The 20,799-nt window shown below is 66.0% G+C and carries 19 protein-coding genes; 12 read left to right on the top strand and 7 right to left on the bottom strand.

Annotated elements, in window-relative coordinates:
* Positions 1–2: 2 nt before the first annotated feature.
* Positions 3–737 (top strand): class I SAM-dependent methyltransferase, encoded by a 735-nt coding sequence (locus F0Q34_RS16950; RefSeq protein ID WP_206668067.1) that lies wholly within the window; start codon positions 3–5, stop codon positions 735–737.
* Positions 738–806: 69 nt separating this feature from the next.
* Here F0Q34_RS16950 and F0Q34_RS16945 read toward each other — a convergent pair whose 3' ends face one another.
* Positions 807–1,433: a response regulator transcription factor gene (locus tag F0Q34_RS16945; protein WP_241665546.1), complete on the bottom strand. Its 627-nt coding sequence runs from the start codon at positions 1,431–1,433 to the stop codon at positions 807–809.
* A gap of 50 nt (positions 1,434–1,483) precedes the next feature.
* Positions 1,484–3,889 carry a PAS domain S-box protein gene (locus F0Q34_RS16940; protein ID WP_161600923.1) on the bottom strand — a complete coding sequence of 802 codons (2,406 nt, stop codon included), beginning with the start codon at positions 3,887–3,889 and terminating at the stop codon, positions 1,484–1,486.
* A gap of 433 nt (positions 3,890–4,322) precedes the next feature.
* On the opposite strand from F0Q34_RS16940, the gene F0Q34_RS16935 reads away from it, so the two are divergent.
* Entirely contained in the window at positions 4,323–4,577 is a 255-nt protein-coding gene (locus F0Q34_RS16935) for a hypothetical protein (protein ID WP_149813434.1), read from the top strand.
* A gap of 186 nt (positions 4,578–4,763) precedes the next feature.
* On the top strand, positions 4,764–5,339 hold the full coding sequence (locus F0Q34_RS16930) for a phasin family protein (protein ID WP_149813433.1): 576 nt from the start codon (positions 4,764–4,766) through the stop codon (positions 5,337–5,339).
* Positions 5,340–5,585: 246 nt separating this feature from the next.
* On the opposite strand, the gene F0Q34_RS16925 is transcribed toward F0Q34_RS16930, so the two are convergent.
* Positions 5,586–5,804, bottom strand: a complete 219-nt coding sequence (locus F0Q34_RS16925) for a hypothetical protein (protein WP_149813432.1) — start codon at positions 5,802–5,804, stop codon at positions 5,586–5,588.
* Positions 5,805–6,084: 280 nt separating this feature from the next.
* Positions 6,085–6,873 carry a GntR family transcriptional regulator gene (locus F0Q34_RS16920; protein WP_149813431.1) on the bottom strand — a complete coding sequence of 263 codons (789 nt, stop codon included), beginning with the start codon at positions 6,871–6,873 and terminating at the stop codon, positions 6,085–6,087.
* 102 nt (positions 6,874–6,975) lie between these two features.
* On the opposite strand from F0Q34_RS16920, the gene F0Q34_RS16915 reads away from it, so the two are divergent.
* From F0Q34_RS16915 to F0Q34_RS16905, 3 genes are all read left to right on the top strand, one after another.
* Complete coding sequence (locus F0Q34_RS16915; protein WP_149813430.1) at positions 6,976–7,977, top strand: Bug family tripartite tricarboxylate transporter substrate binding protein; 1,002 nt, start codon at positions 6,976–6,978, stop codon at positions 7,975–7,977.
* Between the two features lie 91 nt (positions 7,978–8,068).
* Positions 8,069–9,439: a 3-carboxy-cis,cis-muconate cycloisomerase gene (gene pcaB / locus F0Q34_RS16910; RefSeq protein WP_149813429.1), complete on the top strand. Its 1,371-nt coding sequence runs from the start codon at positions 8,069–8,071 to the stop codon at positions 9,437–9,439.
* Between the two features lie 76 nt (positions 9,440–9,515).
* Positions 9,516–10,406 (top strand): dihydrodipicolinate synthase family protein, encoded by an 891-nt coding sequence (locus F0Q34_RS16905; RefSeq protein ID WP_149813428.1) that lies wholly within the window; start codon positions 9,516–9,518, stop codon positions 10,404–10,406.
* 206 nt (positions 10,407–10,612) lie between these two features.
* On the opposite strand, the gene F0Q34_RS16900 is transcribed toward F0Q34_RS16905, so the two are convergent.
* On the bottom strand, positions 10,613–10,792 hold the full coding sequence (locus F0Q34_RS16900) for a hypothetical protein (protein ID WP_149813427.1): 180 nt from the start codon (positions 10,790–10,792) through the stop codon (positions 10,613–10,615).
* 309 nt (positions 10,793–11,101) lie between these two features.
* Between F0Q34_RS16900 and F0Q34_RS16895 the strand changes: the two genes are divergently transcribed.
* The 4 genes from F0Q34_RS16895 (at position 11,102) to F0Q34_RS22185 (ending at position 15,332) form a co-directional block, all read left to right on the top strand.
* Entirely contained in the window at positions 11,102–12,139 is a 1,038-nt protein-coding gene (locus F0Q34_RS16895; protein WP_149813426.1) for a D-2-hydroxyacid dehydrogenase, read from the top strand.
* Positions 12,140–12,195: 56 nt separating this feature from the next.
* On the top strand, positions 12,196–13,731 hold the full coding sequence (locus F0Q34_RS16890) for an ABC transporter substrate-binding protein (protein WP_149813425.1): 1,536 nt from the start codon (positions 12,196–12,198) through the stop codon (positions 13,729–13,731).
* A 342-nt stretch (positions 13,732–14,073) separates the two neighbouring features.
* On the top strand, positions 14,074–14,676 hold the full coding sequence (locus F0Q34_RS16885; protein ID WP_241665545.1) for an ABC transporter substrate-binding protein: 603 nt from the start codon (positions 14,074–14,076) through the stop codon (positions 14,674–14,676).
* Between the two features lie 209 nt (positions 14,677–14,885).
* On the top strand, positions 14,886–15,332 hold the full coding sequence (locus F0Q34_RS22185) for an alpha/beta hydrolase fold domain-containing protein (RefSeq protein ID WP_277755295.1): 447 nt from the start codon (positions 14,886–14,888) through the stop codon (positions 15,330–15,332).
* Between the two features lie 268 nt (positions 15,333–15,600).
* On the opposite strand, the gene F0Q34_RS21860 is transcribed toward F0Q34_RS22185, so the two are convergent.
* The gene (locus tag F0Q34_RS21860) at positions 15,601–16,071 is read right to left on the bottom strand and encodes a hypothetical protein (protein WP_161600922.1); all 471 of its coding nucleotides are present in this window, start codon (positions 16,069–16,071) and stop codon (positions 15,601–15,603) included.
* Positions 16,072–16,330: 259 nt separating this feature from the next.
* Here F0Q34_RS21860 and F0Q34_RS16870 point away from each other — a divergent pair, with 259 nt between their 5' ends.
* Positions 16,331–17,734 carry an L-serine ammonia-lyase gene (locus tag F0Q34_RS16870; protein ID WP_149813422.1) on the top strand — a complete coding sequence of 468 codons (1,404 nt, stop codon included), beginning with the start codon at positions 16,331–16,333 and terminating at the stop codon, positions 17,732–17,734.
* A gap of 223 nt (positions 17,735–17,957) precedes the next feature.
* On the opposite strand, the gene F0Q34_RS16865 is transcribed toward F0Q34_RS16870, so the two are convergent.
* Entirely contained in the window at positions 17,958–18,929 is a 972-nt protein-coding gene (locus tag F0Q34_RS16865) for a calcium-binding protein (protein ID WP_161600921.1), read from the bottom strand.
* A 494-nt stretch (positions 18,930–19,423) separates the two neighbouring features.
* On the opposite strand from F0Q34_RS16865, the gene F0Q34_RS16860 reads away from it, so the two are divergent.
* Positions 19,424–20,767: an amidohydrolase family protein gene (locus F0Q34_RS16860; protein WP_161600920.1), complete on the top strand. Its 1,344-nt coding sequence runs from the start codon at positions 19,424–19,426 to the stop codon at positions 20,765–20,767.
* Positions 20,768–20,799 lie beyond the last annotated feature (32 nt).

Below are 20,799 nucleotides of genomic sequence, written 5' to 3'. Positions count from 1 at the left end.
CAATGAAGCAGTGTTGCATCTGCGGCGGTGACGCATTCGAGGATCGCGAGGTCCTTTGGCCGGCGCTGATCGAGGAATGGGGCCTTTCCACGGAGGAGGCCGCCTACATCAACCGGCAGCAGGGCTTCACCTGCCTGTCCTGCGGCGGCAACCTGCGCACCATGGTGCTGGCGCGCGCGCTGCTCGCGGCCTGGGAAGGGGGCGATGTGCTGCGGGATTTCGTGGCCAGCCGCCGCGCCCGCGCGCTGGACGTGCTCGACCTGAACGGCGCGGCCGGGCTCGGGCCGATGCTGGCGAAACTGCCGGGTTACCGCCTGGCCAGCTACCCGGAGGAAGACATGCAGGCGCTGAGCTTCCCGGCGGACAGCTTTGACGCCGTGCTGCATTCCGACACGCTGGAGCACGTGCCCGATCCGGTGGCCGGCCTGCGCGAATGCCGCCGCGTGTTGCGGCCAGGTGGCGTGATGGCATTCACCGTGCCGATCATCATTGGCCGGATGACACGGCGGCGAGACGGCTTGCCGCCCAGCCACCATGGCGATCCCAGCCAGAGCGGTGACGATTTTCTTGTTCAAACCGAATATGGCGCTGATGCCTGGTGCCAGGTGATGATGGCGGGCTTCGATCACGTCACCTTGTCAGGCCTGGATTTTCCTGCGGCGCATGCCATCAGCGCGCGCCGTCCGGGGGCCGCGGCGAAGAAGCCCCTAGGTTTGCTCGGCCGCTGGCTCGGCTGAGTCCAGGAGCGCCCCCGGGGCTGCGCCTGGACATGGTCCGGGCGGATCATCACGGCAGCCAGGGCAATTTCAGCCCGCCTCCGGCGTCCGGTCCTCGGCGGGTGAGCCCAGGCCAGCCTGGACCGCGAGGCGCACCGCCTCGGCGAGGCTGCCGACGCCGAGCTTCGCCAGCATCCGGGCGCGGTGGAGCTCAATCGTGCGCGGGCTGAGGCCAAGCTTCCGCGCGACTTCCTTGTTCTGCTTGCCCGTCATCAGAAGTTCCAGGACCTCGCGCTCGCGGGCGGAAAGCTCCGCGATCCTGGATGCGCTTTCCGACGCCGCGCCTGCCGCACCAGGCAGCTCGCTTCTGCCGCATGCTGCCTCGATCGTATCGAGCAGGGCGCTGTCATCGAAAGGCTTCTCGACGAAGTCGGCCGCGCCGGCCTTCATGGCCTGCACCGCCGTCGCGATATCGCCATGCGCCGTCATGATCACGACGGGCGCCTGAACGCCAAGCGCCTTGAGACGCCGCAGCAGCTCAAGCCCATCCAGGCCCGGCATCCTGACATCCGTGAGGATGCAGCCTGTGTCAGCGCAGCCGGAGACAGGCAGCGCGTCCAGGAAGGCGGCGCCGGACGGGTAGGTTTCGGCGTCCATGCCCGCCGAACGCAACAGCATGGCCACAGCCCGACGGACGGCGTCGTCGTCATCGATCACATGCACTCTCCGCCGGAGGTGCTGTTCAACGGCCATGTTCCCTTTCTCCATCATGGGCCGCCGGCTTCCGGGGGTACCGATGGCGCTGCCGGCAAGGTGAAGCGGAACACGGCGCCCCCGCCCGGGTTCGGCTCCGTCCAAAGGCGTCCACCATGGCCTTCGATGATGGAACGGCAGATCGACAGCCCAAGGCCCATGCCGCCCGGCTTGCTGGAAACAAACGGGTCAAAGAGGCGGCCGGCATGTTCCGGCGGAACGCCCGGTCCGGTGTCGGCGATGGCCACCTCCACCATCTCGCCACTGGCCGCGGCCGCGGTGACCACGAGTTCCCGCCGCGGCGACGCGGCAACCTCCCCTGGAGCAGCAGGCGCCATCGCCTCCAGTGCGTTGCGCATCAGGTTGACCAGCACCTGCTGGATCTGGATGCCGTCAACAAGAACAGGGGGAAGCCGCGCGCCGAAGTGAAAGGCGACGTGGATGCCATGCTCCCTCGCATCCACCAGCGCCAGCACGCCCGCTTCCTCGGCCAGCTTCGCAAGATCCTCCAGCCGCCTGTCGCCTTCCCCCTCTCTGCCGACGAAATCCCGCAGCCGCCGGATGATCTGCCCGGCCCGCAAGGCCTGCTCCGCCGCGAGGTCAATGGCGTCACGGATATCCGCCTGTGCGGCCAGCTGATCGGGCGAAGCGGCCAGCATGCGCCGCGCTGCCTTCACGGCACTCACGGTCGCGGTCAAGGGCTGGTTCAGTTCATGCGCCAGCGCGGATGCCATTTCTCCGGCCGCGCTGAGACGCGAGACATGCAGCAACTCCGCCTGCAACTCCCGGAGCCGCGCTGCCTTGTCGCGCAATCTCGCCTCGGTCATCTTGCGCTCGGTCACGTCTCGCACGACGCCCAACAGGCGGACCACCCTCCCCTCCGATCCCAGATGCGGTTGGCCGTGCACCTCGACCCAGCGCACCTCGCCGTCATCCGCGCGCCGGATGCGGCACTCAAGAACCGCACTAGTGCGGCTTTCAAGCAGTTCCTCATAGATCCTCTGCGCCCTGGCGCGATCCTCGGGAACAACATGCCGGAGAAAGGCGCCCAAGCTCCACTGCGACAAAGGGGTGACGTAGCCGAAGATCATGTCGTGCGAGGGCCCGCGCACGATCAGGCCGGTTGCCACGTCCAGTTCCCAGAACGCCAGCCGCCCTGCCTGCAGCGCCAATTGCAGCCGCGCCTCGCTTTCGGCCAGCGCCGCCTCCACCGCCTTGCGCTTGGTGATGTCCACCAGCACATTCACCCCACCGGCAAGCCCCCCTGTCCCGTCACGCAGCGGCGTCGGATAGGCCATGAACGTGACGCGCGTGCCGTCTGGCCGCCTGGCGACGACTTCCTCGCCATGCACGGGCCTGTTTTCCCGTAGCGCTACCCCCATGGGGCATTCCTCATGCCCGATGGATGCGCCATCCGCTGCATGGAGTTGCAGGGCACCGCCCCAAAGCATCTCCCCCAGTGGCGGATACCATCCCCAAAGGTCAGCGGCGGCTTCGTTGTAGAAAGTGAGGCGTCCGCCGGCATCCGTGGTGTAGACGGCGACACCCAGCGCCTCGATCAGGCCGCGCAGGGCCTGCTCGGCCCCCCTCCGGTCATCGATGTCGATCGCGATCCCGATCCAGCGTTCGATGCGTCCAGCCGCGTCGCGCACGGGTGCGCCACGGCAAAGGTGCCAGCGATGGCTTCCATCCGGGTGGCGGCGGATGCGGAGCTCGACCTCGTATGTTTTTCCGCGATTCACAGCATCGAACCACGCGGTCCGGACACGCTCCCGGTCCTCGGGGTGCAAGGAGGCCAGCCAGCCTTCCCCAAGCGCTTGCTCAGGCGGAAGGCCGGCCAGGGCGGTGTAGTGCTGGTTGACGTATGTGACGCGCCCACGCGCATCGGCGAACCACACCACCTGCGGCGAAACCTCGAAAAGGGCGCGGTGACGCGCATCGCTCTCGCAAAGCGCGGCATTCGCGGCATCGAGCTCACGCATCCGCAATCCCGCCGCCAGCTCGGTCATGACCGCGCCGGCGAGGTCGGCCAGGGCATGCTGGTCTTCGTCGGTCCACTGGCGGGGCGCCCCGTCGATCACGCACAGGGCACCGGCCACGCAGTTGTTTGGAAGCACAAGGGGCATCGCCAGATAGGCCACGACGCCCAGATCCGTTATGGCGGGGTTGCCCCGCAGACAGGGATCCGCGCGCGCATCCGCGACGACCAGCGGCAGCCCGGTTTCCACGACCCTGCGGCAGAATGAAGAATGGAGCGGGGTTTCGCGCAGATGAGCCAACGGCTCGGGCAAGCCCTGCGCGCTGAGAAAGAACTGCCGATCGTCATCCAGAAGCGTGACCAGGGCAATCGGTGCCCGTACGAGGCGCCGTGCCAGGCGGGTCAGCCTGTCGAACCGTTCCTCCGCAGGAGAGTCGAGCAACCCGGTCGCACGCAGCGCCGCGAGGCGCGACCCGGAGCCGCCGCCGACGCATGGCCCTGCGCCGCCGTCACGCGATCGGCCGTGTGCGCCCGCCCTGGAGAGCATTCCTGCACACCCGCTTCCCGATGCCAGCCCGGCGCGGCCGGCTGCCTATCCGATTGTGGATGTAGATGCCTGATGCGCCGGTTTAACCCCCCCCCGCCTCCGACCGCTGACAAGGAGGCAGGCGACACACATCCGGAAGGTCCGAGCAGGCAGTCTCCTTCCAGGCAATGGCGGCTGTGGCGCCGCATACGTACTTCCACGACATACGTAGTTTTACGAGATGCCCGTCAGCTTGCACAAAGCTAAGTGTAACCGGTCTCGATGCCGCAACGATTTTTCTGCGGTATCGCGACGATCACGTTTCTGCTGAGCAAGGGGAGGAAGACGGGTGCATGAAGCGACAAACTGGTGGACCCAGCCGAATGGCCTCCTGGCGGCAGAGCTCGATGGCCTTCGGTTGATTGTGCGTGGCCCGACCGAAGCCGACAGCTTCGCACGTTTCATGTTGCTGGACAGGGTATCCCGTGACAGCGACCTGTTTGCCCTCACCGCGTCGGGAACTGCCGAAAGCTTGGGCGAGGCAATGGAAGCGGCCGAACGCAAAGCCATGTCTTGCACTCGGATCGGGTCGGCCGAAGCCTGAGCGCCCTGCTTCCCGAAGGCCATTTCGCCCAAGCGCTTCCAGAGGCAACAGCCCGGCCCCAGGCGGGACGGGAGCTTTGGACGAGGGGTCCGGTCCCTCGGCAGAACACCGCAGGCAGACCCATACGGTTTCATGGAGAACCGCAGGAACCCGCCGCCGTGACTTACAGCTGGAGATAGGAAACTAATGCCCGACATCAACAAGCAAGATCAGAAACAGCCCCAGATCACGCAGCACGGCGCGGGGAACAATGAGGCCCAGATCCTCCCGGGCGTCCAGGCAGGGCTGGAGATGATTCGCCGCGCCGGGGAAGCGACGAATGAGAGCCTGCGTCGCAGCGCGGAGGTGGCGATCGCCACCCAGTTCCAGATCGCCCAGGATTCATTCAGGGTTTTTGAGGAGATGAGGCGCCAGGCGGCCCAGATGGCCTGCGACACGAAGGGCGATACGCACCGGTTCCTCATGCTGCCCACGATTGCCGGAAGGACCCTGCGCGATGTGCAACAGGGTGTCACCGGCCTGGTTGAAGGGGCGGCGCAGATCAATCTTCGCACAGCTCAGGCATCGCTCCGCGCGGCTGACCCTGCCGGGCTGATCGCGCTGCAACAGCGCTTCATCCGGGACCATGTGGATCTGCTGACCCAGGGCACGGCGACCCTGATGCGCGCCGTTCAGCGCACCACCGAGGAAGCCCTGCGCCCGCAGAAGGAACAGGTCCAGCAGCATCGGACGGAAGAACATTACAGGCAGGCCGCGGAGTGACCCTCCGTCAGAACAAGGCTTCTATCTGAGAAAGGACGACCGGTGCATGCTGGAGAAGCACCGGTCGTTTCGGCCTTCGGCACCTTGCCTGCCGCTGGTGACCATGCATGGCGGCCAGCCGTCTCCCGATGCCCCGAATGTCCGGCATCACCGGAACCATCGGCCCCTGCCTTCAGCCGCTTTCCTTGATCTGCCACGCCGGCCTTTCCACCAGCGTCAGGCCAGACGCCAGCGCCTGTTCATGGGTTACTCCTCAGGTGGCAGCGCTTTTTGAACATCGGTATCAATCCCCGCGATTGCCGCGCGCATTGCCGTCATCAATCGGGCGGCTTCCAACGCGCTCAGAACAAGGAAAGGCGCATCTCCTTCTTCTTTCATCTCGATCACCACGAAGCCATCGCGATTGGCGAAGGCCCTGAGCTCCCCGTGAAAGGGGTCGTCATCCGGAAAAACAATTTCGGCCATGGTGTTCTCCTTAGCTTTCGCCTGATCCGCTGAATCAGCGCCGTGATCATGAACGGCCCTGGCCGGGCACTGTGCCCGCATCATGGCCGGCGATCATCAGAACCTTCATGCCAGGGTGGATCGCCCGCGCGCCATCGGCGGTTTGGCGCAGATTTCCTGGCGCGGCAATCCCGCCTGGTGAGCAACGGGCCATTCCTGGCTTCGGCTGCGCCTGGGCTTCGGTCCTTCACCTCCATCACCAGGACCGCCTGGCGGCCGGGCTGCGAAGATGCAATCAGCGTCAACGCCTGGAGGATGCGTCTCCGGCCAGGGGCAGGCGCCTGAGCCGGGTGGCGTAGGAAAACCGCTCCGCCGGATGCAGGCTGATCGTCACCGCGAGAGGCTGGCCGGCAGGGTCGACATAGCGGCGGGTGATCTCCAGGGCGTGGTCCCCGGGTTCCGCCAGAAGCGTCCGCGCCACCAAGCCCTCCGGAATACCGGCGGCCCGGATCTCCTGTGTGACCTCGTCGATGGGGCGCCCCGTGCTTTCCGCCAGCAGCGTCGCGATCAGGCCCCTGAAGGAACCGTCGCTCAGTCGTTGCCCGAGGTCGCGTGGCGCGGCGCCCGCATCGGCGTAGCTGTCTGTCCAGCAGAGAGGCAGCCGGGTGCCGGCCGGAGGAACGCGGACACTGGACACATGGACCCAGCGGCTGCCCGGTCGGACCGAAAGGCGAGGGGCAAGGGCATCATCGGCGACAACCGGGCTGACCTGTAGGATGCGCCGCTCCGTTTCCGCCGCATATTGCAGAAGGTCATCGATCCCGGTGAGGGATTGGGCATAGGTTCCCGGCCGCCGCGGCACCGCCGCCGTCACATGCGTGCCGGACCGCCGCCGGCGCGACACGAGCCCCAGTTCCTCCAGCCGCAGCAATGCCGAACGGACAGTGGCGCGGCTGACGCCACGGGCCGCCGAAAGCTCGACTTCCGTCGGTAGCCTCGTGCCGGGCGGGTGCATGCCGCGCGCGATCTCGTCGGCAAGTTCCTGGGCAAGGGCGGCGTAGCGCGGGGGGGCAGAAGCTGCGAGCGACATGACGGCAATGGTACGTACCAATTTCTCGTTGACAAGGAAGATTGCCGATCCATAAAAGTCCGTACCAATCAATAAGTACGAACCAAAACGGGAGAGGTCGTCATGCTGTCTCGCCGAAGGCTGATCGGGTCCGCTTCCCTTGCTTGCGTGACGCCGGCCTTGAAGGCGCCAGCCGCCAGGGCACAGGCCGCGGCGGGCTACCCAGACCGGCCGATCCGCCTGATCCTGCCTTTCGCCGCCGGTGGCCCCACCGATACCCTCGGCCGTGTTTTCGCGGAGCAACTCAGCAAGCAGTTGAATGGGCGCGTCGTCGTGGAGAACCGCACCGGCGCGGGCTCCACCATCGGCGCCGACGCCGTCGCGAAAGCGCCCAAGGATGGTTACACGCTGCTGTTCAACAACCTGTCCCACTCCATCAACCCATCGCTTTATCGCCGCCTGCCATACGACACGGTGGGCGACTTCGTGCCGGTGTCGACCTTGATGGAAGGGCCGGTCATTCTCCTGGTCGGGGCGGATTCACCGTTCAGGAGCCTCAAGGACCTGATCGACGCAGTGCGGGCGCGGCCGGATCATTATGACTATGGCTCGGCAGGGAACGGCTCGGCGGCGCATGTTTCCGCCGTGCAGATCCTGGCGCTGACAAAGGCGCAAATGAACCACGTCGTCTACCGCGGTGTGGCGCCCGCCATGGCAGATCTGCTGGCCGGCACCATTGCCCTGGTGAACGACACATCGACAACGGCGCTCGGCAGCATCCGCGGCGGCATGGTCCGCCCCCTCGCCGTCACCTCGGCCGAGCGGGTGCCGTTCCTGCCGGACCTGCCCACGGTGCGGGAAAGCGGCATCCCCGAACTGGCGAATTTCCGCATGTCGACCTGGAACATGCTGCTTGCCCCCGCGGGCACGCCGGAGCCGATCGTGGCGAGGCTGCATGACGAAAGCCGGAAGGCGCTCACCGATCCCGCCTTCGTGGCCAGGCTGGCGGAACTCGGCAACGTGCCCATGGCTCCGGCCGACCTCGCCGGCAGCCGCGCCTTTCTTGTCGCCGAGATGGAGCGCTGGCGCGGTGTCATGGCGGAGGCGGGGGTGAAGCCCGAGTAGAGCCCTCGGGCGGACAACAGGATGATCAGCCCCGGCGCGGCTTTCCTTGCCGGGCCTGCTTGAAACCACCAGGCCTTTGAAGAGACCTCCCGTGACACCATTCGCTTCCGTGACAACCGTTATCGACTCCGCCCTGTTCCGCGACGCTTTCGGCACCCCGCAGATGCGGGAGGTGTTCTCCGACCGCAGCCTGGTCGCCCGCTATATCGAAGTGGAGATCGCACTGGCCCGCGCCGAGGCGCGGTGCGGCGTCATCCCGGCCGAGGCCGCCGGGCAGATCGCATCCCGCTGCAACATCGATGCCCTGGATTTTGAGCTGCTGCGAAAGGAAACCGACAATGTCGGCTATCCGATCCTGCCGCTCGTCCACCAGTTGGTGAAGCAATGCGGCGAGGCCGGGCGCTACATCCACTGGGGGGCGACCACCCAGGACATCATGGACACGGCGGACGTGCTGCGGGTCCGCGCCGGGCTGCGGATCGTGGAGGATGAGATCAGGGCCCTCCGGGGCATTCTGGCCGATCTGGCGGCAAGGCACCGTGACACACCGATGGCCGGGCGCACGCATCTGCAACAGGCCCTTCCGGTCACCTTCGGCTACAAGGCAGCGATCTGGCTGGCCATGTTCGACCGGCATGCCGAACGCCTGCGGCAGCTCAAGCCACGGGTGCTTGTGGGCCAGTTCGCGGGCGCCGCGGGCACGCTCGCCTCGCTCGGCGACAAGGGGTTGGAGGTCCAGCAGGCATTCTGCGAGGAACTCGGCCTCGGTGTGCCGGCCACGACCTGGCACGTTGCCCGCGATGGATTCGCCGAGGCCGTAAACCTCCTCGGCCTGATCACCGGATCGCTGGGCAAGATCGCCTATGATATCATGCTCATGGCCTCGACCGAGTTCGGCGAGGTGTATGAGCCCTTCGTGAAGGGTCGCGGCGCTTCCTCGACCATGCCGCAGAAGCGCAACCCGATCTCATCAGAGCTGATGCTGGCCGCTTCCAAGGGGGTCCGGCAGCATGCCGGCCTGATGCTGGACGCCATGATCCATGATCTTGAACGGGCAACCGGGCCCTGGCACGCGGAATGGATGGCCATTCCCGAAAGCTTCGTCCTCACGGCCGGGTCGCTGCATCAGGCCAAGTTCGCGCTGGGCGGCCTGATCGTGGATGAGGAGCGGATGCGGCGGAACCTTGCCGTCAGCAAGGGCCTCATCGTCGCCGAAGCCGTCATGATGGGGCTGGCGCCTTTCACCGGGCGCGATGAGGCGCATGACCTCGTCTATGAGGTATGCCGCGAGGTGAACGAACAGGGTGGCACGCTGGCGGACGCTCTGGCACGCCGCCCGGAGGTGACGCGCCACCTGGACCGCGCTTCCATCGACCGGCTAACCGACCCGGGCAATTATCTCGGCATGGCGCCTGAGATGGTGGATCGTGCCATCGCCGCGTCGCGGCAGCAGGGCGCCTGAGGCCGGGGCGTCAGGCAGGGCATTCAACCACCGCCCCTGCCTTGGCGGTATCCGGCGCAACAGGGGGAGAACGGGCATGGCGGACACATCGGAGCTGCGGGGCGTCTTCCCTTATCTCGTGTCGCCGGTCGACAGCGATGGACGCGTGATGCGCGGTGTGCTGGCCGATCTGGTGGAGCATCTGATCGATGCCGGTGTCCACGGCCTGACGCCGCTCGGCAGCACCGGGGAATTTGCTTACCTGAGCACGGCGCAGCGGCTGGAGATCGTTGAGGTCGTCGTGCAGGCCGCGCGGGGGCGGGTGCCGGTTATCGCTGGCGTGGCGGCCACCACCATCCGTGATGGCGGGGCCATGGCGCGCGAGGTCATGGCCCGGGGGGCCGATGGCGTTCTTGCGATCCTGGAAGCCTATTTCCCGCTCCCGGATTCCGGTGTGGAGGCTTACTTCCGGGCCGTGGCGGAAGCGACGGACGGCCCGGTGGTGCTTTACACCAATCCGCAATTCCAGCGCGCGGACCTGTCGCTGCCGGTGATCCGGCGCCTCTCAACCGTTCCGAACATCCGCTACATCAAGGATGCCTCCACCAACACCGGCCGCCTCCTCTCCATCATCAACGAGACGGAGGGCCGCATGGGAGTATTCGCCGCATCCGCGCATATTCCCGCCTGTGTCATGATGCTTGGCGGCGTGGGCTGGATGGCGGGTCCGGGCTGCATCGTGCCGCGGCAGAGCGTGAAGCTTTATGAGCTGTGCCGGAACGGGAAGTGGGAAGCGGCCATGGCGTTGCAGCGGGAATTATGGGCCGTGAACCAGGCCTTCGCCCGGTATTCTCTGGCGGCCTGCATCAAGGGCGCGCTCGAACTCCAGGGATTTCCCGTAGGAGCACCCTTGCCGCCGCAAGCCCCCCTGGACGAGGCAGGGCGCGAGGAGATCCGGCAGCTGCTGAAGCGGATGGACCTGCTATAGCCATGTCAGGCATGCGCGCCGGCTGAGCGGAATCGCAGCGGGCGGCGTTTCGCCTGGGCCAGCATGGCTGGTTGTCTTCGCCTTCTCCCTGTGCCGGAGCCGAACGTCCTCCTTCAGCAGGCGGAAGCGTGGTCCGGATGCCTTCGGACGTTGCACCTGTGTTCCAGCCGGTTCCCGAACATGCCGGGGCTCACCCGTGGAACAACTCAGCGAAACTGGTCCAGCCAGCCCAGCAGGAACGCGCCAAGAACCGCCAGCAGAACGCAAAGCAGGATGCCGAGCGCAAGGATCGCGCGGCGGCGGCCATCGCTCCTGGGGCTGCGCTCCGACCAACGTGGCATGCCGGGGAAACGCGCGGGCAAGGCATCGGTGATCCGCTCATCCACGCCTCGCCATCTTGTGTCGTCCGGGGTGCGATGACGGGTGCCGGTTTTGGGATGGACGGATTTGGCTTCGTGGCCTCTTTCCGGAAAGCGCGAATGGCCGGACCATGCCGGCGCGGAACGATTCCGTGACGGAAAGGAGCCATCCATGATCGAGCCATCTGCCCTCGTCGCCCCTGAAGGGCGGAGGAGGGTTCCCGGTGCAAGCCATGGCAATGCCGCGCTGCCCGATCATGGCGATCCGGTGATCAAGGGGCATCCGAGACGCGGAAGGCTGGTTCCTGGTTCCGTCTCGCTTGCGGAGAGCGCAGGATGAACGGGCGGCAAGCCATTGCTATCGCTTCTCCCCTGGAAGCCGAGCATGTCGCGGCGCTGCGCGAACTCGCACCCGGCCGGCTGGAGGTGCTGCACGAGCCGGACCTGCTGCCGCCCATCCGCTACACCGCCGACCACAAAGGCGCTCCCTTCACACGCGATGCCGCGCAGGAGAAAGCCTGGCGGGCGCTGCTCGCGCGGGCCGACATCCTGTGGGACTTCCCGCCGGCCGAGCGGCTGGACGAAATACCCCGGCTGCGCTGGATCCAGGCGACGAGCACGGGCGTCGGCCCGCTGGCGGCGAAGCTGCGGCTGGGAGAGCGCGGCGTCACCGTCACCACCGCGCGCGGCGTCCATGCCGGGCCGCTGGCGGAATGGGTCTTCATGGCGCTGCTGCAGCATGTGCGCGGCCTGGATCACCTGCGGCGGGAACAGGCGGCGCGGCGCTGGGTCCGCTATTGCGGGGAGGACATGGCCGGCCGCACCCTGCTGCTGATCGGAGCGGGGGATCTGGCGCGCGGCTGCGCCCGCATCGGCAAGGCCATGGACATGCGGGTGGTCGCCCTCGCGCGCCGGCCCGACCGGGAGCGCGCCCATGCCGCGCTGTTCGACCACGTGGCGCCCGCCTCCGAGTTGCTGGAGCGGCTGCCGGAGGCGGATGCCGTGGTCGTCACGGTGCCGCACACACCGGAAACGGAAGGCATGTTCGGCGCCGCCGCATTCGCCGCCATGCGGCCGGGCGCCGCCTTCGTGAACATCGGCCGCGGCGCGGCGGTGGATCATGATGCGCTCCGTGCCGCGCTCGGCAGCGGGCGGGTCGGCTTCGCCGCGCTGGATGTGACGGAGCCGGAGCCGCTGCCGCCGGAGGACCCGCTCTGGGCCATGCCCAATGTGCTGATCAGCCCGCATTCGGCCAGCACCGTCTCGCGCGAGAATGCGCGCATCGTGGCGATCTTCCGCGAGAACCTGCTGTGCTGGCTCGATGGCCGGCCGGAGGCCATGCGCAATATCCTGCCGCCCGGCCAGTTCTACTGACCCGCGAGGCTTCGCACCCCGGCCGGCGGCGCCGGGGCCAACAAGGAGATGACGGCATGAAGCTCCTGCCCCGACTGGCCCTTGGCCTGTCCCTGCTGGCGGCCGGCCCGGCGATGGCGCAGAATCTGCGGATCGGCATCCAGTCCCCGCCCAGCACGCTGGACCCGCACTGGCTGCTGAACCTTCCCAACACCGGCGCGCTCCGCAACATCTACGAGACGCTGGTGACGCGCGATGCGCAGATGCAGCTCCGCCCGGGCCTCGCCGAATCCTGGCGTGTGGTGGACGAGACCACCTGGGAGTTCCGGCTGCGCCCCGGGGTGCGCTTCCATGACGGGGCGCCCCTCACCTCGGCCGATATCGCCGCCTCGTTCCAGCGGGTGCCGAATGTGCCGGGCAACCCGAACCCCTACACCATCTACCTCGCCGGCGTTGCGGCGGTGGAGCCGGTGGACGAGCTCACCTTTCGCATCCGCACCAACGGGCCGTTGCCGATCCTGCCGACCAACCTGACGCAGATCTTCATCGTCCCGCGCTCCGTCGCGGAAAAAGGCAATGCGGAGTTCAACGCGGGCACGGCCGCCATCGGCACCGGCCCCTTCAGGGTCGCGAGCTGGTCCACCAACCAGCCGCTGGTAATGAACCGCAACGATCATTGGTGGGGCGGCAGCGTGCCCTGGGAGACGGCGAGTCTCGTGCCGATCCCCGTGGACAGCGCGCGCGTCGCCGCGCTGCTGGCGGGTGATGTCGATTTCATCAACAACCTGCCCTTGCAGGATGCGGGGCGCATTCGCGAGGACCGCCGCTTCGCCCTGTTCGACGGCCCTTCCGTCTATGCCGCCAACCTCTACCTCGATGTCGAGCGGCCGAACCCGCCCGGCGTGGAGGCCGAGGGCCGCAACCCGATGAAGGATGCGCGGGTGCGCCGCGCCATGTCGCTTGCGCTGAACCGCGAGGGCATCGCGCGCCAGATCATGGAAGGCTATGCCGACCCGACGGACCAGCCCGCGCCACCCTTCATCTTCGGCGCCCTGCCCAACCGTCCCGTGCCGGGACAGGACATCAACGCCGCCCGCGCGCTGCTGGCGGAAGCGGGCTTCCCGCAGGGCTTCGGCCTGAACCTTTTCTGCTCGCCAAGCCGGACGCCGCGCATCTGCCAGGCCATGGCGGCCGCCTGGACGCGCATCGGCATTCGCACCACGGTCGAGATCGTGCCGCAGGCCACCTTCCTCACCCGGCGCAACAAGCGGGAATATGGCGCCTTTGTCACGGCCTTCGGCTCGCTGACGGGCGAGACCTCCTATCTGCTCGGCTCCCAGCTCCATTCCGCCGGCACGGTGCCTGGCCTCGGCACGCTGAACTTCACGGGGCTGGGCAGCCCCGAGACGGACGCGCTCATCCAGCGTGCCCGCGCGACACTGGACGATGCCTCGCGTGCACAGCAATTGCGCGCGCTGATGCAACGCAGCGTGGATGAAAGCCTGATCATCGGCGTCGGGCTGCTGCGTTCCGTCAATGCTGGGCAAGCGCGGCTGAACTTCCAGGCACGGGCCGATGAGGAGGTCCTGGCCGTCGAGATCAAGCCGCGCTGACAGGGCAAAGATGCCGGGGAGGTGCCTGCGTTTGTGACTGTGGCGGCGGGGACAAGGCTGCCGGCCTTTGCACGCCTGGGGCTTCCACCATGCGCGGGCTTGCGGAGCCTCTCCGATGCTCAACGGCATCCTGGCCCCAACACCACGGCCGCCAGCATCATGGCGCCAGTTGATCCAGCCCGGCGCCTCATAGCCCGGGATGTGCGGTGGCCAAGGCTTGCACCAGGGCTGCCGGCTTCGGGCTGCTGACGCGCCGGATTCCTTCAATGATCCGGTGCCCTGGCACCCCAGTATCCTTTCCCTTTTCGTGATGGTCCTGGACCAGACTTGGAATCCAGGACGTTGATTCCGGCGCACCATCCTGGGCGGCGCCATCCATGGCAGCCTCGATGGCCTGTCCTACCGCGCCACCTCCCAGAACTGGCGGGCGGCCAGAAGCTGCTGGGCGTCGTCTCCTTCGTCAACGACATCCACACCCTGGGCCTGGACACGGCGCAGGGCCTGCTGATGACCGAGAGCTTCTACTGGGACCTCAACGACCACAGCCGCGCCTTCACGGAGCGCATTCTGCCCAAGGCGCCGGACAACTATTCCAACCAGTGCCAGGCGGGCGCCTATTCGGCGGCGCTGCACTACCTTAAGGCCTTGGGCGAGGTGGGGCTGGAACGCGCCAAGGCCTCGGACCGCAAGATAGTGGAGCTGATGAAGCGCATGCTCACCGATGACGATGCCTTCGGTCCCGGCAGTATCCGTGCCGACGGGCGCAAGTTGCATGACGTCCATCTTTTCGAGGTGAAGAAGCCTGAGGAGTCACGTGGGCCCTGGGATTACCTGAAGCTGGCCCGCACCACCCCGGCGGCCGGGGCGTTCCGCCCCCTCGCCGAAGGTGGCTGCCCGCTAGTGAAGGCCCGAAGGCCGGGGAGCGCCGCCGCCCTCTCGCACTGAAGCACGCCTCGGCGGCAGCCTGCCGGCCGCCCACCAATGCAAACCCTTTCGCCGCGGGAGGCGCACCTTGCCTTCACCGGCTCGCGCGCTGCGCTGCAACCCGGCCCCGCCCCGGTGGCCGAGGTGGAGGACCTATCCTGCCCCGGGCCGGCGGGCGAGATCCGCCTGCGGCATTACCGTGGCCAGGGCAGCGCGCCCGGAGCCGTGTTGTGCCCGATGGGGCGCAAAGGCACGGTGCCCCATCGGACTTCCAGATGCTGCTTTATCCGGCCACCGACCTGCGGGCGAACACATCGTCTTACAGGCGCTTCACCGAAGGCTATCCCCTCACGGCCGCGACCATGCATTGGTTCATCGATCATTACCTGCCCATGCTGGAGCAGCGTCATGACTGGCGCGCCTCCCCCTTATGCGCGCCGACCTTGTCCGGGGCGGCTCCGGCCTTTGTCAGCACAGCAGGACATGATCCTTTGGTGGACGAAGGCATCGCCTTTGCCCAGCGTCTGGATCGCGAGGGCGTGCATGTCACGCATCTGCATGTGGCGGACCAGATGCATGGTTACCTGACCATGGGCCGCTTCGTTCCTGCGGCAGACCTGACGCTGCGCCAAGCGACAGCGGCGCTCCGGGCGCATTGGAGCATGGAGCAAGCGTAGCCGGCGGGGAAGCCCGGAGGTGGCGCGGACAGCGCGAGGAGCGAGCGATTCAGCCGACTGCGTCCAGATTCCGGTCCATGTGTCCCGAAATGACCAAGGCCAAGCTGCAACAATGAGCCCCGTGGAATGTTGGCCTCCCATGATCGGCCTTGAGGCCATAACCACAAGGAGGCTTTTCCATGCTCCGCCTGTTCCGCAACCTTGCCATCCTCCGCGGCCTATGGGGCATCTACAAGCGGAGCCGCCGCCGCTAAGCGGCGGCAATCCTTCAGGAGGGCGTCTCCGTTTGCGGCGCGGTGGAGCGGAATGCGGATTGCCATTGCCGTTGCACATCCTCATTCACATCACTGGCGGACTGGCCGGGGTGAACCACCGTTGTCGCTCCGTTTAAGCTGAAGCGGTAGGGCCGCTGGTCCCGTTCCGCCTTCTCCAGGCAGCGGGCGATGATGTGGGGCAGGTAGTCGCCTGCCTGGGTGGGATAATCAACAATGTCGTTGCCCATCGGTCGGCCTCCCGTTGCGACACAACAGCTTGGGCTTTCGGAACGCAGGAAGGCAAGGCCGTTTCGGATGCAGGAGCGGCCTGAGATATCGCCGCCTGCCGGGAAAGTTGGCGAGCTTCCGTTCCTTATCCGCAGCTGGGCCACCGCCGGGATACCGCCCAATCGGTTGCGATCACTGCGTCCGGCATCCGGGCGCATCCATTGGAAAGCGGCTCTGAGCGCATCGGCATGATGCATCTGGGCAAGCTCCCGCAGGAAATCAGCTTTGCGGCGAAGCCGGCAAGGTCACTCTCGCAATCAGTCCGGCAGGGACCCGGAACTGGATAATCCCAGTGACCTCCAAGGGCGGTACCGTCGGGGAACCTCCAGATACTCATGGCCCGCCTCGCTGTGCACTGCAACAACGTGCTGGGCAGATGGATCGTCGGCGCGATGCTCTCCAAGCGCGGCAAATGATGCTTGAGTTCCTGGGCCATTGAGGCTTTGGTGGAGCGAAATGGCTCAGCTTCCCGATCCCCGGCCTTCTTCGACCCCGCTCCCCTGGGCAGGGCTGTTTGACCTTTTCCGCATCGGGATCGGCCCCTCCAGTTCTCACACGGTCGGACCCATGATGGCCGCCGGGCGCTTCATCGCGGAGCTGCCGCCGCTCCAGTACAGGTCCATCACAGTGGATCTTTACGGCTCGCTTGCGCTGACCGGGAAGGGGCACGCCACAGATACCGCCCTGGCCCTGGGACTGCTGGGGCAGAAGCCCGATACTGTTGATCCGGATGCTGTCCCGGTCCTGCTGGAGGGGTTGCGCGCCTCGGGTTGCCTGACCCTCCGGCACGGTGTCCAAGTGCCGTTCCATCCCGAAACCGATGTGATCTTCCGCAAGCGGGAGGTGCTGCCGCGGCACGCGAACGGCATGGCCTTCACCGCCATGGGACAAGGCAATGACTGTGTTCGCCGGGTCTTCTACTCCATTGGCGGCGGCTTCATTGTCGAGGACGGGGAGGACGGCGAGGCGAATGGCTTTGTCGCGCCCGCGATTCCGTATCCGTTCGGAACGTCCGCGGATCTGCTCTCCATGGCCAGCGCCGCTGGCCTGACCATTGCGGAGTTGCAGCGCCAGAATGAGCGCGCCATCCGCAGCGACCGTGAGATCACCGAAGGCATCGCCCGGATTTGGGCCGCCATGCGCAGCTGCGTTGAACGCGGCCTGCACCAGCGGGGCGAGCTTCCGGGCGGGCTGAAGGTGCGGCGGCGCGCGCCTGGGCTGCATGAGCGGCTGCTGGCGCGCGCCCGGACAAACGAAGCCGATCCGATGCGCGGCATGGACTGGGTCAATCTCTATGCCCTGGCTGTCAACGAGGAGAACGCCTCAGGCGGCCGCGTGGTGACGGCGCCCACGAATGGCGCGGCCGGCATTGTTCCGGCTGTGCTGCATTACTACGTCAATTTCGTTCCGGGTTCTGATGACCAGGGCATTGAAACCTTTCTCCTGGCGGCCTCGGCGGTCGGATCCCTGATCAAGCGCAACGCGTCGATCTCCGGCGCGGAAGTCGGCTGCCAAGGGGAAGTTGGCTCGGCTTCAGCCATGGCCGCCGCTGGACTGGCTGCCGCGCTTGGAGGCAACAACATGCAGGTGGAGAATGCAGCCGAAATCGGGCTGGAGCATAATCTCGGGCTGACCTGCGACCCCATCGGCGGATTGGTGCAGATTCCCTGTATCGAGCGCAATGCCATTGGCGCCGTGAAGGCCATCAATGCCGCGAGGCTGGCCCTGCATGGTGACGGCGCGCATCATGTGAGCCTGGATCAGGTAATTCGTACCATGCGCGAAACAGGACATGACATGCTGTCCAAGTACAAGGAAACGTCCGAGGGTGGATTGGCGGTAAACGCCATCGAATGTTGACGCGCTGCATTGTCGCGATGGCAGGGGCATCTGGCAGGCAGGAGGAGGAAAGCTGCCGGCGCAGCGAAGCTGCGTTTCTCAATCTATCATGGCCGCATTGACAGGTTTCAGCAGATCGTTCTCGGCCCGCCCCTGCTCCATTGGGCGCCTCTGATGGGAGGCGCCCAAACCCCTCCTGCCGGTAAGATCGCCCTGCCTTAGGTAAAACCGGCAGGCCCTGCGGTCAGCCGATCAAGATATGATTATAGTATGCGCCAGGCGCGCTATCATAAGTATTGTCGAAATACAGTTTTTCGACTCCGACAAGATCGACCGTATATCTGTTCTCCTGAACAATCAGTTCAGGATTAGATCCCGTCGTATCAATGTCCACCTTGCTGCCATCATAGTAAACCTTGACGGTGTCGTAATGGCCCCTGCCGAGGTCGATGACGGCGTTGCTGTCGAGGGTGAGAAAGAATTCCTCATCCAGAATAAGGGTCTGGTTGCCTTTGTCGCCAGAAACGACGTTTTCAACATTGCTGATCACGCCGCGGTAGTCGAAGGTGCCATCCCCATCAAGCTTGACAACATCCTTGCCGTCGCCGCCGTCTAGCACCTTGTCGTGCTTGTCAGCCACCAGGACGTCATCGCCCTTTCCGCCATAAAGCTTGTCCTTGCCGTCGCCGCCTTTCAGCCAGTCACGGCCTTCTTCGCCATAAAGGCGATCGTCGCCCTTATCCCCGTTCAGGCCGTCATGGCCACGACCACCATACATGTGGTCATGGCCCTTGCCTCCATGCAGGTAATCGTCACCACCCTCGCCGTAGATCTTGTCATCGCCTTTGCCGCCATAGATCACGTCGTCGCCGTCGTCTTTATACTTGCCGTTTCCGTGGCCGTGGTACCAGTCGTTCTTGTCCTTCGCGTAATCCCGATCGGCTTCCTTATCGTCCTCCATGTCGTCCTTGTCTTTATGATGATCGTCGTGCCGGTCTCCTTTATCGTAATATTTTCCCCGGTCGGGGCCATTGTCGCCATAGAGCTTGTCGTCGCCCTTTCCACCGAAGATCTTGTCGTCGCCTTTGCCGCCCTCGACATAGTCATCGCCAGCGCGGGCATCGATCTTGTCGTCGCCGCCCTTTCCGAAGATGAAGTCGTCCCTCCTTGTGCCTTCGAGATCGTCTTTCCTGTTGGTTCCAACGACGAATGCCATTTTGGCTTCCTCCCTGTTCCGGTTGAACGGATCCAGCTTCAACGACACGGAAGCCATTTCGCTTCCGTTCCATATTGAATGCTCCCTGGATGAAGTTGCATCCATGCAACATCCCGTGAAACGAATGACAGTTAATTCAGAATACTCGATACCATGAGCTAGGGATTAATTGAATCGACTTCCCTGAATATTGCAGAGATGAAGTATACATCTCAACTGGAGGGGAATCTCGACCGGATGGCAAACAACACCCTTTGGAACATTGCCTTTCACCATTTGCCGGATGGTTCCTGTCACAGGCTTCCTGTTGTCCCTTGGTCGCCGCGGCGGCAGACGCTGGAGGAGGCGTGCCGGTTCTGCCGTTGTTGCGCGGCCTGTCGCTGAGCCAGATCCCGGAGTCATTGTCCGAAAATCAGGGACAAGGCGGAACGCTGATGGACGGCCTGGCCGAGGGCGCGCATCCTTCCGCCCAACAACCAATCCAGGAAACATCCATGCGCCTCGCCCGCCGCGGCTTCGTCTTCGCCCTTGCCAGCCTCCCCTTTGCGCGCCTGCCTCAGGCTCACGCCCAGGTGGCCGCTCCCATCCTGCTGGACAATGTCCGCTACTTCGACGGCCGTGCCATGGCAGCCCCCACCCGCCTGCTGATGGCCAACGGCATCCTCCGCATCCTCAACTCCGATGCGGCGCCGGAAGGCGCGCAGCGCGTGGATCTTTCCGGCCGCTACGTCATTCCCGCGATGATCGCGGCTCATTCCCATGTCGGCCACACCGCCGGCGGCACCTCCGGGCGGCAATACTACACGCGGGAAAATGTCGAGGCGCAGCTTCGGCAGTATCAGGCCTTCGGCATCGGCGCCGCCGCCTCGCTCGGCCTCAACGCGCCGCTTTTCCATGCCCTGCGGGCGGAAAGCCGCGCCGGGCGCCTCGCTGGTGCGCTGTTCCTGGGCGCGGGCCCGGGCCTCGGCATGCCCGAAGGGGCACCGCCCGCCGGCCCGATGAACCTCGCCGATGACCAGGTCATCCGCCCCGCCGATCCAGCCGCCATGCGCCAGGGCATCAACGACCTCGCCGACAAGGGCATCGATCTCGTCAAGGTCTGGATCGACGGCCTGGGCGACACTGTGCCCCAGATGACGCCGGAGATGGCCCGCGCCGCCGTGGAGGCCGCGCATGGGCGCGGGCTGAAGGTCGCGGCCCATATCCACGACCTTTCCCAGGCCCAGCTTGCCGTGGAAGCTGGCGTGGACATCCTGGCCCATGGCATCCGCGACAAGGAGATCGATGGCGGCCTCCTCGCCCTCATGCGCGAGCGCGGCACCTGGTACATCCCGACCATCCAGATCGATGAGGCCGAATACCTCTATGCGGACGATCCCGCGATCACCGAGGACCCCTTTCTCCGCGCCGCACTGAACCCGGCGATGATCGCGCGCATGCAAGACCCTTCCTGGCGCGCGGCGCAACTCGGCCGCGCCGCCCCGCGCCGCTCCGATGTGCGGATCAACAAGCTGAACCTGAAGCGCATCCATGACGCGGGCATTCCGGTCGCCTTTGGCACGGATTCCGGCGGCACGCCGCTTCGCGTCCAGGGCTTCGCCGAGCACCGGGAGTTGGAGCTGATGGTGGAGGCCGGCCTCACCCCCGCCCAGGCCCTCGACATCGCCACGGCCCGCTCCGCCCAGCTCCTCGGCCTCGCCGACCGTGGCAGCGTGCGGGATGGGCTGCGCGCGGACCTCGTGGTGCTGGAGGGCGATCCGCTGGCCAATATCCGCAACACGCGCCGCATCGCCCGCGTCTACCAGGCGGGGCGGGAGGTGGCGGGGCCCATCACCTGATCCTCAGGCCAGTGGCATCCGGAAAGGGCTTC

The organism is Teichococcus oryzae, assembly GCF_008386565.1.
Lineage (GTDB): Bacteria > Pseudomonadota > Alphaproteobacteria > Acetobacterales > Acetobacteraceae > Pseudoroseomonas > Pseudoroseomonas oryzae.
This window is presented reverse-complemented; position numbering and strand designations above follow the sequence as displayed.